Source organism: Mesorhizobium sp. M8A.F.Ca.ET.218.01.1.1 (assembly GCF_004791165.1).
Lineage (GTDB): Bacteria > Pseudomonadota > Alphaproteobacteria > Rhizobiales > Rhizobiaceae > Mesorhizobium.
In genome coordinates this window covers 254063-267616 of record NZ_SRUZ01000008.1, presented here as the reverse complement: position 1 = coordinate 267616, position 13554 = coordinate 254063, and the positions used below count along the sequence as shown (strand labels likewise).

Annotated in this window: 14 protein-coding genes; 12 read left to right on the top strand and 2 right to left on the bottom strand. The window is 63.5% G+C overall.

The genetic code is table 11. From position 1 onward, the window contains the following. Positions 1-22 precede the first annotated feature (22 nt). From EN861_RS27380 to EN861_RS27370, 3 genes are read left to right on the top strand one after another with little or no spacing between them, the layout of a single operon-like run. On the top strand, positions 23-1300 hold the full coding sequence (locus tag EN861_RS27380) for a beta-ketoacyl-ACP synthase (protein ID WP_127279729.1): 1278 nt from the start codon (positions 23-25) through the stop codon (positions 1298-1300). A 36-nt stretch (positions 1301-1336) separates the two neighbouring features. Then, positions 1337-2365, top strand: a complete 1029-nt coding sequence (locus EN861_RS27375) for a zinc-binding dehydrogenase (RefSeq protein ID WP_127279730.1) — start codon at positions 1337-1339, stop codon at positions 2363-2365. Between the two features lie 13 nt (positions 2366-2378). Beyond that, positions 2379-3362, top strand: coding sequence for a lipid A biosynthesis lauroyl acyltransferase (locus EN861_RS27370; RefSeq protein WP_189343747.1), 984 nt, complete (start codon positions 2379-2381; stop codon positions 3360-3362). A gap of 70 nt (positions 3363-3432) precedes the next feature. Here the strand turns inward: EN861_RS27370 and EN861_RS27365 are convergent, their stop codons facing one another. Continuing rightward, positions 3433-3861, bottom strand: coding sequence for a L,D-transpeptidase (locus EN861_RS27365; RefSeq protein ID WP_127278311.1), 429 nt, complete (start codon positions 3859-3861; stop codon positions 3433-3435). A gap of 217 nt (positions 3862-4078) precedes the next feature. Between EN861_RS27365 and EN861_RS27360 the strand changes: the two genes are divergently transcribed. The 5 genes from EN861_RS27360 to EN861_RS27340 all read left to right on the top strand — a co-directional run bounded on the left by EN861_RS27360 (position 4079) and on the right by EN861_RS27340 (position 10466). After that, positions 4079-5359 (top strand): acetylornithine deacetylase/succinyl-diaminopimelate desuccinylase family protein, encoded by a 1281-nt coding sequence (locus tag EN861_RS27360; protein WP_127278310.1) that lies wholly within the window; start codon positions 4079-4081, stop codon positions 5357-5359. 161 nt (positions 5360-5520) lie between these two features. After that, complete coding sequence (locus tag EN861_RS27355) at positions 5521-6999, top strand: ABC transporter substrate-binding protein (protein ID WP_127278309.1); 1479 nt, start codon at positions 5521-5523, stop codon at positions 6997-6999. 34 nt (positions 7000-7033) lie between these two features. Then, entirely contained in the window at positions 7034-7981 is a 948-nt protein-coding gene (locus tag EN861_RS27350; RefSeq protein ID WP_127278308.1) for an ABC transporter permease, read from the top strand. After that, the gene (locus tag EN861_RS27345) at positions 7978-8847 is read left to right on the top strand and encodes an ABC transporter permease (RefSeq protein WP_127278307.1); all 870 of its coding nucleotides are present in this window, start codon (positions 7978-7980) and stop codon (positions 8845-8847) included. Before EN861_RS27350 ends, EN861_RS27345 begins: the two co-directional genes overlap by 4 nt. Further along, the gene (locus EN861_RS27340) at positions 8844-10466 is read left to right on the top strand and encodes a dipeptide ABC transporter ATP-binding protein (protein ID WP_135866746.1); all 1623 of its coding nucleotides are present in this window, start codon (positions 8844-8846) and stop codon (positions 10464-10466) included. The genes EN861_RS27345 and EN861_RS27340 overlap by 4 nt, the downstream gene beginning before the upstream one ends. Before the next feature lie 103 nt (positions 10467-10569). Here the strand turns inward: EN861_RS27340 and EN861_RS27335 are convergent, their stop codons facing one another. Beyond that, positions 10570-11001 (bottom strand): TerB family tellurite resistance protein, encoded by a 432-nt coding sequence (locus EN861_RS27335; RefSeq protein ID WP_127278305.1) that lies wholly within the window; start codon positions 10999-11001, stop codon positions 10570-10572. A gap of 119 nt (positions 11002-11120) precedes the next feature. Here EN861_RS27335 and EN861_RS27330 point away from each other — a divergent pair, with 119 nt between their 5' ends. The 4 genes from EN861_RS27330 (at position 11121) to EN861_RS27315 (ending at position 13554) form a co-directional block, all read left to right on the top strand. Then, entirely contained in the window at positions 11121-11906 is a 786-nt protein-coding gene (locus EN861_RS27330) for a TSUP family transporter (protein WP_127278304.1), read from the top strand. Positions 11907-11957: 51 nt separating this feature from the next. Beyond that, positions 11958-12128: a hypothetical protein gene (locus EN861_RS27325; RefSeq protein ID WP_127278303.1), complete on the top strand. Its 171-nt coding sequence runs from the start codon at positions 11958-11960 to the stop codon at positions 12126-12128. 103 nt (positions 12129-12231) lie between these two features. After that, complete coding sequence (locus EN861_RS27320; protein WP_127278302.1) at positions 12232-13062, top strand: AraC family transcriptional regulator; 831 nt, start codon at positions 12232-12234, stop codon at positions 13060-13062. A gap of 72 nt (positions 13063-13134) precedes the next feature. Next, a complete protein-coding gene (locus EN861_RS27315) occupies positions 13135-13554 on the top strand; it encodes a VOC family protein (protein WP_127278301.1) in 420 nt (139 codons plus the stop codon).

The window sequence follows — 13554 nt, the reverse complement described above, 5'->3', positions numbered from 1 at the left end:
GATAAACGCTCGAGGGCTCCAGATGGCCAATCTGAACGATCACATGGGCAGGCCAATTGTCGCCGTCACCGGCATCGGCGTGGTCACCTCGCTTGGTGTCGGCAAATCAGACAATTGGGCGGCGTTGACATCAGGCAAGTCGGGTATTCACCCGATCACCCGCTTTCCCATCGATCAACTGAACACCCGCATCTCCGGCATGGTCGATTTCCTGCCGTCGAGTTCGAAAGGTGCCAGCCCGCTCACCTATGAGCTAGCCGAGCTTGCCGGCCTCGAAGCGGTGACTGAAGCCGGTCTTAATTCCAGCGATTTCGGCGGACCGCTCTTCCTCGCATCGCCGCCGGTCGAACTCGACTGGGCCGAGCGCTTCTCGCTCTACAATTCCGACAAGGACAAGGACGACACCGCCGCCGAAAGACTGCTTCGGGTGGCGCGTAGCTTGAAAGAGCTGGATATTTTCGAGACCACCCAGTTCGGCTCGATCGCCGACCGCCTTGCCGACCGCCTTGGCACACGCGGTCTGCCGATCACCCTGTCGACGGCTTGCGCTTCGGGAGCGACCGCGATCCAGCTCGGTGTCGAGGCGATCCGGCGCGGCGAATGCGACCGTGCGCTATCGATCGGCGCTGACGGTTCTGCCACCGCCGAGGCTTTGATCCGTTTCTCATTGCTCTCGGCGCTCTCCACGCACAACGACATTCCCGAAAAGGCATCGAAGCCCTTCTCCAGGGATCGCGACGGCTTCGTGTTGGCCGAGGGATCCGGGGCGCTGGTGTTGGAATCGCTTGAAGCGGCATTGGCTCGCGGCGCGACTATTCTCGGAGTCCTGGGCGGTTGCGGCGAGAAGGCCGACGACTTTCACCGCACCCGCTCGAAGCCGGACGCTTCGCCGGCCATTGCCGCGGTTCGCGCCGCCCTCGCCGATGCGGGCCTGAGTGAAGACGAGATCGACTATGTCAACGCTCACGGCACGTCGACCCCCGAGAACGACAAGATGGAGCATCTGGCGCTGTCGACCGTGTTCGGAGAGCGGATTGGCTCGATGCCGGTCTCGTCGAACAAGTCGATGATCGGCCACACACTGTCCGCGGCCGGCGCTGTCGAAGCGGCGTTTTCGCTGATGACGATGCGCGAAAGCGTCATTCCGCCGACCATCAACTATGACAATCCCGACCCCGCGATCGCGCTCGACGTCGTGCCAAACAAGAAGCGCGACGCGCAGGTTCGCACCGTTCTGTCGAACTCCTTCGGCTTCGGCGGCCAGAACACTTGCCTTGTCATGGCGCGGGAACCGGTCTAAGCGAGCCCTTTCCGCTTAACAGAACCGACAGGCTCCATGCGCGCACTGCAACTTATCGAGGACCGCCGCCTTGAAACGGTGGACCTGCCGCCCCCACCGCCACCCGCGCTCGGCGAAGTGACGCTGCGCATCAGGGCAGTGGCGCTGAACCACATCGACGTCTGGGGCTGGCGCGGCATGGCCTTCGCCAAGCGCAAGCTGCCCCTGGTCGTCGGTGCCGAGGCTTCCGGCGAGGTCGAGGCGGTCGGCCCCGGCGTTTCCAGCCTGCTGCCCGGGCAATTGGTATCGATCTACGGCGCACGCACCTGCGGCCTGTGCCGGGCCTGCCGCGAAGGCCGCGACAATCTTTGCGAGCATGTTTCGGGCGTTCACGGCTTCCATCTCGACGGCTTCGCGCAGGAGAAGATCAACCTGCCGGCGCGCCTGCTGGTCCCCGCCCCGCCCGGCGTGACCGACATTGGCGCGGCGGTAGCGCCCGTCACCTTTGGTACGGTCGAGCACATGCTGTTCGACAACGCCAGGCTGCAGCCCGGCGAGACGATCCTTGTCCATGCCGGCGGATCCGGCATCGGCTCGGCGGCGATCCAGTTGGCCAAGCGGATGGGCTGCACGATCATCACCACGGTCGGTTCGAATGACAAGATCGACAGGGCCAAGGCGCTCGGCGCCGACCATGTCATCAACTACCGCGACGACCGCTTCGAGGGCGTCGTGCGCAAGCTGACCAGGAAGAAAGGCGTCGATGTCGTGTTCGAACATGTCGGCGCCGACACCTTTGCCGGCTCGATGCTGTGCCTGAAACGCGGCGGCCGCCTGGTGACCTGCGGCTCGACCTCGGGCGTGTCGACGCAGATCAACCTGATGCAGCTTTTCCAGCAGCAGTTGAAACTGCTCGGATCCTTCGGTTGCCGCATGGAGAACATGGCCAACGCCATGCAGAAGATGGCGGCGGGACAGGTCGCGCCGGTCATCGACACCGAGGTCGGCTTCGACGATATCGATGCCGCGCTGAAGCGCATGGAAGGCCGCGACGTCTTCGGCAAGATCATCCTGCGCGTCGCCTAGAGCCTCGATTTCCGTGCTCAAGAAGCTTCGCCGGGATCTGAAATTTCGCTATGGCAGGCAACTGCGCCAGGTGAATTACTGGCTTGTCGCGCGGGCCGCGATGATCATCATGTCGCTGCTGCGCCTGCTGCCGGTGGACAGCGCGCTGAATTTTGCCGACCGCGTCGCTCGCCTCATCGGTCCGAGGGTCGGACGCCACCAGGTCGCCCTCGACAATCTGCGCAAGGCCTATCCGGAAAAGAGTGATGGCGAAATCCAGGCCATCGCCTCCGACATGTGGGGCAACATGGCCCGCCTTGCCGCCGAATACATCTTCCTCGACGCCCTGTTCGACTATGATCCCGCCGCCGGCAAGCCCGGCCGCGTCGAGGTCAAGGGAACGGAGCATTTCGTCGAGATCGCGGCCGAGAAGCAGCCGCACATCGTCTTCACCGGCCATCTCGGCAATTTCGAGCTGCTGCCGGTGGCGGCCGCGACCTTCGGCATGAACATCACGGCGCTGTTTCGCCCGCCCAACAACCCCTACCTCGCCGACTACATCCTTTCGACAAGGCGCTCGACCATGGGCGGCTTGCTGCCGTCGATGGCCGGAGCCTCGTTCGCGCTGGCCGGGGTGTTGGAGAATGGCGGCAATATCGGCGTTCTCGTCGACCAGAAATTCTCCAACGGCCTGGACACGACCTTCTTCGGCCGTCCCTGCCAGAGCAACCGCGTGCTCGGCACCCTTGCCCGTCACTATGACTGCGATGTCTACCCGGCGCGCTGCGTCAGGTTGCCGGGCAACCGCTTCCGGCTCGAGATCGAGGACAAGCTGGTCTTGCCGCGCACCGCCGACGGCAGCGTCGACGTCCACGCCACCACCCAGATGTTGAACGACGTCGTCGAGCGCTGGGTCCGCGAGGACCCCGGCCAGTGGATGTGGTTCCACAAAAGGTGGGAGATCAGCAACTGGCGGCGAAAAAAGCGCACCAAGGTGGCTCCCGTCGCAAACGCCTGAGCGAGCCGCCGGCGGGAACGTGAGTTCCTCCGCCGACAGACAAAGCCAATATCAGCGAATCGCCAACCGCCTAGTTCGTGACGACAATGCGCGTATTGCCGAATCCGACTTCGCGCACCATCGAATAGAAGGCCGCGGCATTGGCCGTATGCAGCCTTACGCAGCCATGCGAAGCTGGGCGGCCGAGTTGCCTGACGGCGCCTGTTCCATGGATGGCATAACCACCATGGAAGAACACGGAATAAGGCATCGGCGACATTTCGTACTTGCGCGAATACCACATCCGCGCCGTGCGCTGCGGCCGGTAGGTGCCGCGTGGCGTGAAATAGCCCGGACGGGCGGTCGACACGGCCCACCGATAGACCGAATCACCATAGCGGACCGTCATTGTCTGCGACGACACGTCGATATTCGCCACCAACGTGGCCGCCTCGCTCGCGACCGATGCGCCAAACAGCGCGACGGCCAGCACCGTTGCCTTAAGGAACGACATTTTCATGCGATCAAACCCCTTTGATTGCCCCTTGCCTGCCCGCCATCACGTTATTTTTCACCTTTTTAATGGCAGTGAACAGATAGCACACACTCCTTGACCAATTCGCCAATCCAATGCAGCGAATTTGAACGATTTCCCGCGATAGTTGCCGCCAGGACACGTTGCACCGATTTGGTCGACGGGCTTGCAAAACCGTGGGGTTCGCTGCTCAACTCGTGGCATGAACGAGAGACTCCTCAAGGCAATCGACAGCAAGCGCGACGAGTTGGTGGCGCTGACCGCCGACCTGATCCGCTTTCCGACCATCAATCCACCCGGCGAAGCCTACAGGCCATGCGCCGACTATATTGGTGCGCGGCTAAGGAAACGCGGCTTCGAAACCGAGTTCATCCGCGCCGAAGGCACGCCCGGCGACACCGATCGCTATCCGCGCGTCAATGTCGTTGCCCGTTTCGATGGCCGGTCACCGGGCGCCTGCGTCCACTTCAATTCGCATATCGACGTGGTCGAGGCCGGCGAAGGCTGGACGGTGGATCCCTTTGCCGGCGTCATCAAGGACGGCAAGGTCTATGGCCGAGGCGCCTGCGACATGAAGGGCGGCCTGGCTGCCTCCATCATCGCCGTCGAGGCTTTCATGGAAGTCTTCCCCGACTTTCCCGGCGCCATCGAGATCTCGGGCACGGTCGACGAGGAGTCCGGCGGCTTTGGTGGCGTCGCCCATCTCGCCGGGCTCGGCTATTTCTCGAAGCCCAGGGTCGACCACGTCATCATCCCCGAGCCCTTGAACAAGGACCGCATCTGCCTTGGCCATCGCGGCGTCTGGTGGGCGGAGATCGAGACCAAGGGCGAGATCGCGCACGGCTCGATGCCGTTTCTCGGCGACAATGCGGTGCGCCATATGGGCGCCGTCCTCAGGGCATTCGAGGACGAATTGTTCCCCGCACTCGACCGCAAGATCACGCGCATGCCGGTCGTACCGGAGGGCGCCAGGCGCTCGACCATGAACATCAACTCCATCCATGGCGGCCAGACCGAGGATTTCCGGCCCGGCCTGCCCTCGCCCAACGTGCCCGATTCCTGTCGTTTGACCATCGACCGCCGCTTCCTGCTCGAGGAGGATCTGGCCACGGTCAAAAGCGAAGTGACCGGCATTCTCGATCGGCTGAAGCGGGAGCGCAAAAAATTCGACTACGAGATACGCGACCTGATGGAAGTGCTGCCGCTGATGACCGAACGCGACGCGCCGGTGGTCAAGGCGGTGGCGCAAGGCATTCATGCCATCTTCGACCGCGAGCCCGACTATGTCATATCCCCCGGCACCTACGATCAGAAGCATATTGCCCGCATCGGCCACATCTATGACTGCATCGCCTACGGACCCGGCATTCTCGACCTCGCCCACCGGCCGGACGAATGGGTCGGCATATCGGACATGGTGGAATCGGCCAAGGTGATGGCGATCGGGCTCGACGTGCTGCTGCGTGGCACCTCCACGGGATAACCCTCCATCGCGACAAGCTTCGACCTTCCTACACGGCTGGCACGGCAAAAACATTCCCAGCCATCCTGCCTGACAGCACGAAACGCAATTTACTCCCGCGCGAAATCACGCTTCTATCGCCCGGTTTGAGCACGTGTCCTGAACGCATGGGGAGTTGCACGATGAGACTGTGGAAAACCATTCTGGCCGCGGCGGTCCTTGCGCTAGCCGCTGGAAGCCAGGCCTTTGCGGCCCGGACCGACCTGGTCATCGGCATTCCGCTCGAACCTCCGCATCTCGATCCGACCGCGGGCGCCGCGGCGGCGATCAAGGAAGTGCTCTACGCCAATGTCTTCGAGGGCCTGACCCGGATTGGCCCCAATGGCGAGGTGCTGCCGGATCTGGCCGAGAGCTGGACCATTTCCGATGACGGCAAGGTCTACACCTTCAAGCTGCACACCGGAGTCAAATTCCATGACGGCGCCGATTTCAGCGCCGACGACGTGAAATTCTCGCTCGACCGGGCCCGCGCCGACAATTCGGTGAATGCGCAAAAAGGCCTGTTCGCGGCCATCGACAAGGTCGAAATCGTCGATCCGGCAACGGTCAAGGTCACGCTGAAGAACCCGCAAGGATCCTTCCTCTACGATATGGGCTGGGGCGACGCGGTGATGGTGTCGCCAAAGTCAGCCGACACCAACAAGGAGAACCCTGTTGGTACCGGCCCGTTCAAGTTCCAGAACTGGGCCAAGGGATCGTCGATCACCCTGGTAAAAGCCGACCATTACTGGGGCGCTCCGGTGTTCCTCGACAAGGTCGAGTTCCGCATCGTGCCGGATGCCGCGGCCTATGTGCCGGCCCTGCTGTCCGGCGACATCCAGGCCTTCCCCTTCTTCGATCCCGACAGCCTGGCACAGGTGAAGGACGATCCGCGTTTCAAGGTGGTGATCGGCTCGACCGAAGGCGAGACCATCCTGTCGATCAACAACAAGAAGCCGCCTTTCGACAAGCTGCAGGTCAGGCAGGCGATCTCCTACGCGCTCGACCGCAAGGCGATCATCGACGGCGCCTCGGCCGGTCTCGGACTGCCGATCGGCTCGCACATGTCGCCGGCCAACAAGGACTATGTCGACCTCACCGGCCTCTATCCGCACAATGTCGACAAGGCCAAGGAACTGTTGAAGGAGGCCGGGCTGGAGAACGGCTTCAAGGCGACGCTGAAACTGCCGCCGCCCAGCTATGCCAGGCTCGGCGGCGAGATCATCGCCTCGCAACTTCGCGACGTCGGCATCAATCTCGAGATCATCCCTGTCGAATGGGCGCAGTGGCTGGACCAGGTGTTCACCAAGAAGGACTACGACCTGACCATCGTCTCCCACACCGAGCCCAACGACATCGATATCTATTCGCGCAAGGACTACTACTTCAACTACGACAATCCGACCTTCGACAAGGTGATCGCCGACCTCAACCTCACCTCCGACGAGGCCAAGCGCAAGGAGCTGCTTGGCGAGGCGCAGAAGATCCTGGCCGACGACGCCGTGGTCGGTTTCCTCTACGAATTGCCCAAGGTCGGTGTCTGGGACGCCAAATTGCAGGGCCTGTGGGAAAACGCGCCGATCCAGGCCAATGATCTCACCAAGGTGAAGTGGAGCGAATGAGGTCTGTGGTGCGAGCGCCGCTCCTTCGCCTCCCATGACCGCCTACCTCCTCAAGCGCCTTGCCATCGCCCTTGCCACGCTGGTGCTTGCCTCGATGGTGGTCTTCGCCGTGCTGGAAATCCTCCCCGGCGACCCTGCGCGGCTGATGCTGGGCATGAACGCCAGCGCCGATCAGGTGGAACTCTTGCGTAACCAGATGGGCCTCAACGCGCCGCTCGTCCTGCGCTATTTGCACTGGGCAGGCGGCCTGCTCAGCCTCGATTTTGGCCGCTCCTATACCTATTCGGTGCCGGTCATCGATCTCGTGCGTGAACGGCTCGCCGTCTCGCTGCCGCTGGCGCTGATCGCGCTTGCGCTCTCCACCATCATCGCCGTTCCGGTCGGGCTTTATTCCGCCAGCCGGCGCGGACGGGCCGGCGACACGATTTCAATGGGCGTGGCGCAGCTTGGCGTCGCCGTGCCCAATTTCTGGTTCGCGCTGATGCTGATCTATGTCTTTGCCGTCTGGCTGCGGCTGGTCCCGGCCGGTGGCTTCCCGGGCTGGAGCGCCGGCGCCTGGCCGGCGCTGAAATCGCTGCTGTTGCCGGCGGTGGCGCTTGCCCTACCGCAAGCGGCGATCCTGGCGCGCGTCACCCGCTCGGCGCTGATCGAGATCCTGAACGAGGACTATATCCGCACCGCCCGCGCCAAGGGTCTGCCCTATCGGGCCGTGCTGTGGCGGCACGCACTGCGCAACGCCATGATCCCGGTGCTGACCATCCTTGGCTTGCAATTCGCCTTCCTGCTCGCCGGCACCATCATCATCGAGAATGTCTTCTACTTGCCCGGGCTCGGCCGGCTGGTGTTCCAGGCGATCACCCAGCGCGACCTGATCGTCGTCGAAAGCGTCGTCATGCTGCTGGTCGCAGCCGTCATTGCCGTCAACCTCGTCGTCGACCTTTCCTATGCGGTGGTCGACCCGCGCCTGAGAAGCCGGCAATGACGCTGCGCATCGACATCCCCGAGGAGACGTTCCGCAGCATTCTGGCCAAGGCGTTTGGAAATACCGCCTTCGTCACCGGCTTCGCCATCACCGTGCTGATCGTGGCGATGGCTGTGATCTCTTACGTCTGGACACCCTACGATGTGACGAAGCTGGTCATAGCCGACAAGACGCAAGGCCCCTCGCTGGCCCATTGGTTCGGCACCGACCATTTCGGCCGCGACATCCTGTCGATGATCATGGTCGGCGCCCGCAACTCGATTGCCGTGGCGCTGGTCGCGGTCGGCATCGGCATGGGAGTCGGCGTGCCGCTCGGCACCTTTGCCGCCGCGCGCGGCGGCCTCGTCGACGAGGCGCTGATGCGCGTCAACGACCTCGTCTTCGCCTTCCCGGCGCTGCTCTCGGCGATCATGATCACCGCCATTTTCGGGCCCGGCGCCGTCAACGCCATCATCGCCATCGGCATCTTCAACATTCCGGTCTTTGCCCGCGTCGCTCGCGCCGGCGCGCTTGCCGTCTGGCCGCGCGAATTCATCCTGGCCGCGCGCGCCGCCGGAAAAAGCCGCACGCAGATATCGATCGAACATGTGCTGCCCAACATCGCCACGCTGCTCCTGGTGCAAGGCACCATCCAGTTCGCGCTGGGCATCCTGGCCGAAGCGGGGCTTTCCTATCTCGGCCTCGGCGCGCAGCCGCCAATGCCGAGCTGGGGCCGCATGCTGTTCGACGCCCAGACGCGCATGGTGGTGGCGCCGTGGATGGCGATCTTCCCCGGCATGGCGATCGTCGTCACCGTGCTCGGCCTGAACCTTTTGGGCGACGGCATCGCCGATATTCTCGACCCGAAATCGCGGCGGCAGCGATGAGCCTGCTAGAGATCGAAAACCTATCGTTGACCATCGGCGACACGCCGATCCTGAAGGAGATCGAACTCTCCGTCGCGCCCGGCGAGATCATGGGATTGGTCGGCGAATCCGGCTCCGGCAAATCCATGACCGCGCTGACGGTGATGCGACTCCTGCCCCATGCCGCACGCGCCACCGGGCGCGTCACATTCGACGGCATCGATATCCTCGCGGCAACCGAGGACCAGATGTGCGCTTTGCGCGGCGACGACATCGGCATGGTGTTCCAGGAACCGATGACGGCGCTCAATCCTGTCAAGACGATCGGCGAACAGGTCGCTGAAGGCATACGCTGGCACACCAGGGCAAGCCGAGCCGACGCAGAGGAGCGGGCGCGAAAAATGCTCGACCGCGTCGGGCTGCCCTCGGCAAAGTTCCCGCTGTCGCGCTATCCGCACGAATTGTCCGGCGGCCAGCGCCAGCGCGTCGTCATCGCCATTGCCTGCGCGCTGAAGCCGAAGCTCTTGATAGCCGACGAGCCGACGACAGCGCTCGACGTGGTGCTGCAGGCACAGATCCTCGACCTGCTGCGCGACCTCGTTGCGGAAAGCCGCATGGGCTTGCTGCTGATCTCCCATGATCTCGCTGTCGTGACCGAGATGGCCGACCGCATCACCATCCTGCGCCATGGCGAGGTGATGGAGGCCGGCGACACGGCGAGCACGCTCTCCGGTCAGCTTCATCCCTATACGCGCCAACTGGCGCAGGCCTCGATGCATGTTCCGGCGCGCGCCAAACCTCATCTCGTCGGGACGGACCAACCTCTGCTGCAGGTCGAAGGCATCACCCGCGACTATCCCGGCCGCCGGACTTCGCTGTTCAGGCGCGCGCCTGCCATCCGCGCGGTCGACGACGTCTCCCTGTCGATGGCGCCGGGCCAGTCGGTGGCGCTGGTCGGCCGCTCCGGCTGCGGCAAGTCGACCCTTGCCCGCATGATCCTGGCGCTGGACCGGCCGAGTTCGGGCGCGATCCGCTTTCGCGGCGAAGCCATCACCGGCAAGAGCGAAGCCGAGTTGAAGCCCGCCAGGCGCGATATGCAGGTCGTCTTCCAGGACCCCTACGGCTCCTTCGATCCGCGCCAGAAGGTCGAAAAACTGGTCGCCGAGCCCCTGCATGTCCTGGAGAAAAAACCGACGCGCGCCGAAAGCCGGGAGATGGTGGCGCATGCGCTGCACGAGGTCGGCCTCGACCAGCGTGACATGGACAAATACCCGCACGAATTTTCGGGCGGCCAACGCCAGCGCCTGTCGATCGCCCGCGCCATCATCACCCGCCCAAAACTGGTGGTCGCCGACGAGCCGGTCTCGGCACTCGATGTCTCGATCCGCGCGCAGATCCTGGACCTTTTCGCCGGGCTCAACCAGAAACTCGGCATCGCCTATCTCTTCATCACCCATGATTTGACCGTCGCCCGCGCCATCACGGACGAAGTGCTGGTCATGCATGAGGGCAAGATCGTCGAGCGGGGCAAGACGAACGACGTGCTCGACCATCCGCAATCCGAGGCCGCCAGGGCGCTGGTAGCGGCGGCGCCGGATCTGCACCGCGCAATCGCCAAGCGGATGCAGGAACAGGGGTGATCGACCGGTTCTCGATGCAAATCCATCGTGCCAGTGGCTCGATGGAAGGCCGCGAACGCTGGGGAGATGCCGCAGGCAGCAGGCCCGGCCGGGACCTCCGCCCCTACTCTTCCGGCTTCACCACGTCGACCGGGCTGATGTCGAGCAAATCGAGCGTGCGGCGCAGCAGCCGCACCTCGCTCTCGGCCAGTTGCGAATCCGCCTTGGCGATCTCCGCCATGTGCTGCGCCAATTGCTTGCGGCGTTCGACGTCGAGGTCGCGGAACAGCGCGATCGCTTGCGAGCCGTTGGTCTCGTAGCCGAATTCGTTGAGATATTCGATGACGCTGTCGATGCTGGTTTCCGGAATGCCGAAAGCCCCCTTGCAGATGCGCCGGAAGGCAACCATCTCGCTCTCGCTCACCGTGCCGTCGGCCAGGATCATGCGGAACAGCATCAGCAGTTCCGCCGACAGGACTGGATCGTCCGCGACCTTGCGCACGCCCGGGTCGCCGTCGAAGATCGAGCGTATCTGGTCCAGCAACGCGAATGCCATGAACGGCCCCCTTTCCGATTCCTCTTTGATAGAATTAGCGCGGAATCGGCCTTGCGCAAACGGGGTGGTCGTGGTCGAACGCGCGCTATCTCAGCCGACCGGACATCTCGACACATCAGATGATCGACCTCACCGCCCAGTCCATCGCCATCCTCGCCTTCGCGGCTTTCGCCGCGGGCTTTGTCGATTCGATTGCCGGCGGCGGCGGATTGATCACCATCCCCGCACTGCTGCTTGCCGGTTTTTCACCGGTCGAGGCGCTTGGAACCAACAAGCTGCAAGGCATGTTCGGCTCGGGGTCGGCGACCATCCACTATGCCTCGAAAGGTCATGTCGACCTGCGCCGGCAATTGCCATCGGCGCTGCTGGCACTTGCCGGCGGCGCCATCGGCGCATTACTGGCCACGATCGTGCCCGGGGACCTGTTGCGCGCGGCCTTGCCGCTGGTGCTGATTGCCATCGCGCTATACTTCGCCCTCAAGCCCAACATGAACGATGTCGACCGGGCCGAGCGCCTGTCGCCCTTCCTGTTCGGCGTGACCCTGGTGCCGGCCATCGGCTTCTATGACGGCGTGTTCGGGCCGGGCGCCGGTTCCTTCTACATGCTGGCCTTCGTCGCCCTTGCCGGCTACGGCGTGCTCAAGGCGACAGCGCACACCAAACTGCTCAATTTCGCTTCCAACATTGGCGGCTTCATCGTCTTTGCCGCTGTCGGCGTCATCTCCTGGAAGATCGGCCTGATGATGGGCGTTGCCCAGTTCCTCGGCGCCCGGCTTGGTGCCAGCCTTGCCATGCGCATCGGCGCCAGGTTGATCAAGCCGCTGCTGGTGGTCGTCTGCGTGGCTCTGGCGGTGAAGCTGCTGGCCGATCCGGCCAACCCGCTGCGTGTCATGATTGGTGTGTGATCACGCGCCTGTTACAATATCGCTGTTCGAATCATGTTGCAGGAGCCAGACATGAATCTCAACGCGCCTACCCAGATTGTTTTCATCATTTCCCTGGTCATCGCCATCATCGGCATTCTCGCCGCGCTTGGCGTTCTTGCGTTCATACCTCTTGCATCGGTGTGGATCGTGCTTGTCGCCTACATCGTGCTCGCCGCCGGCTGCCTGATGCGCGGCGCCTGACAAGTTTCCCTCGACAAGTGGGGACCGAGAGCGCCCGGCCAAAGCCGGGCGTTTTTGATTCTGATGCGGCCTCTGCTAAATTCGCTTGGCGGAAGGATGGCCGATGCCAATCGAGATGCAGCGCCCGAAAGAACAGGATCGCTCCATATCGGGGCTGTTCGAAATGCGCCGGCGGCTTCCCAACGCCGCGCTTGACGGCGTTGTCACCGACATCTGCGGCTATCGCGAAACAGCTACCGGCCATTTCCGCAATGTCGAATACGCGTCGCTGACGGTGCCGCTGGTGATCAGCTTCGCCGAGCCGTTCGCCATCGGCCTCGGCAGGACGCCTGATGACAATGACCGCGTCGCCAGTTTCGCCGCCGGCCTTTTCGCCGGTCCGGTGATGATCGAATCCTTCGGCGGCGCCTGCTGCATCCAGGTGAATTTCACCCCTCTTGGCGCACGCCGCTTCTTCCGCCTGCCGATGAGCGAATTGACTGACAACATGGTCGTACTCGACGACGTGCTTGGCGCGGAGGGCGCGGCGCTGCGCGAACGGCTGGGCAACACGCCTGACTGGACGGCACGTTTCGATCTTGCCGAGGCCTTCGTCGCCGCACGTCTCGAGAGCGCCGCCGAAACACCGCTCGAAATCGCCTGGGCCTATGACCGCATCATCACATCAGGCGGCCGGACCCGGATCGCATCGCTTGCCGAACAGTTGGGCTGGAGCCGCAAACATCTCGCCGACAAATTCTCCGACGCGACCGGCATCGGCCCCAAGACGCTGTCGCGCATCGTCCGCTTCAACCGGGCGCTCCGCCTGTCGAGCGAGCCGACCGCCGACTGGGCGGATGTCGCCGCCGATTGCGGCTATGCCGACCAGGCGCATCTGGTGCGCGAATTCCGCGAGCTCGCCGGTGAGACACCAACGGCACTTTCGGTCAGGTAACATTTCTTCAAGACGCAGGAACGGCCCTTGGCCAGAGTGAGGCATAGACCGATCCAGATGAAGGAGGTTCCGATGCCCACCACCACTGAAGCACCCCGGCTCTACCCTGCCCTGCGCTACAAGAATGCGGCGGGGATGATCGACTGGCTGGGCGAAGCCTTCGGTTTCAGTGTCCGTGCCCGCTATGGCGAAGGCGATGTCGTGCACCATGCCGAACTGGTCTTAGGCTCCTCGATGATCATGCTGGGCACGGTGCGCGACGACGACTACGGCAAGATGGTCGGCGAACCCGGTTCAGGCGGCGGCAAGTCGATCTATATCGCCGTCGACGATGCCGACGCCGCCTACGCCAAAGCCAGGAAGGCCGGCGCGACGATCATCCAGGAACTGACGAACCGCGATTATGGCAGCCGCGAATTCATCTGCCGCGACCCTGAAGGCAATGTCTGGTCGTTCGGCACCTACTGGCCGAAGGCCGGTGAGAAGGCCTGA

Excerpts from the sequence above, each read along its gene's own strand:
- EN861_RS27380 (WP_127279729.1), top strand. The coding sequence starts at position 23 with ATGGCCAATCTGAACGATCACATGGGCAGGCCAATTGTCGCCGTCACC.
- EN861_RS27375 (WP_127279730.1), top strand. The coding sequence starts at position 1,337 with ATGCGCGCACTGCAACTTATCGAGGACCGCCGCCTTGAAACGGTGGAC.
- EN861_RS27365 (WP_127278311.1), bottom strand. The coding sequence starts at position 3,861 with ATGAAAATGTCGTTCCTTAAGGCAACGGTGCTGGCCGTCGCGCTGTTT.
- EN861_RS27360 (WP_127278310.1), top strand. The coding sequence starts at position 4,079 with ATGAACGAGAGACTCCTCAAGGCAATCGACAGCAAGCGCGACGAGTTG.
- EN861_RS27355 (WP_127278309.1), top strand. The coding sequence starts at position 5,521 with ATGAGACTGTGGAAAACCATTCTGGCCGCGGCGGTCCTTGCGCTAGCC.
- EN861_RS27350 (WP_127278308.1), top strand. The coding sequence starts at position 7,034 with ATGACCGCCTACCTCCTCAAGCGCCTTGCCATCGCCCTTGCCACGCTG.
- EN861_RS27345 (WP_127278307.1), top strand. The coding sequence starts at position 7,978 with ATGACGCTGCGCATCGACATCCCCGAGGAGACGTTCCGCAGCATTCTG.
- EN861_RS27340 (WP_135866746.1), top strand. The coding sequence starts at position 8,844 with ATGAGCCTGCTAGAGATCGAAAACCTATCGTTGACCATCGGCGACACG.
- EN861_RS27335 (WP_127278305.1), bottom strand. The coding sequence starts at position 11,001 with ATGGCATTCGCGTTGCTGGACCAGATACGCTCGATCTTCGACGGCGAC.
- EN861_RS27330 (WP_127278304.1), top strand. The coding sequence starts at position 11,121 with ATGATCGACCTCACCGCCCAGTCCATCGCCATCCTCGCCTTCGCGGCT.
- EN861_RS27325 (WP_127278303.1), top strand. The coding sequence starts at position 11,958 with ATGAATCTCAACGCGCCTACCCAGATTGTTTTCATCATTTCCCTGGTC.
- EN861_RS27320 (WP_127278302.1), top strand. The coding sequence starts at position 12,232 with ATGCCAATCGAGATGCAGCGCCCGAAAGAACAGGATCGCTCCATATCG.
- EN861_RS27315 (WP_127278301.1), top strand. The coding sequence starts at position 13,135 with ATGCCCACCACCACTGAAGCACCCCGGCTCTACCCTGCCCTGCGCTAC.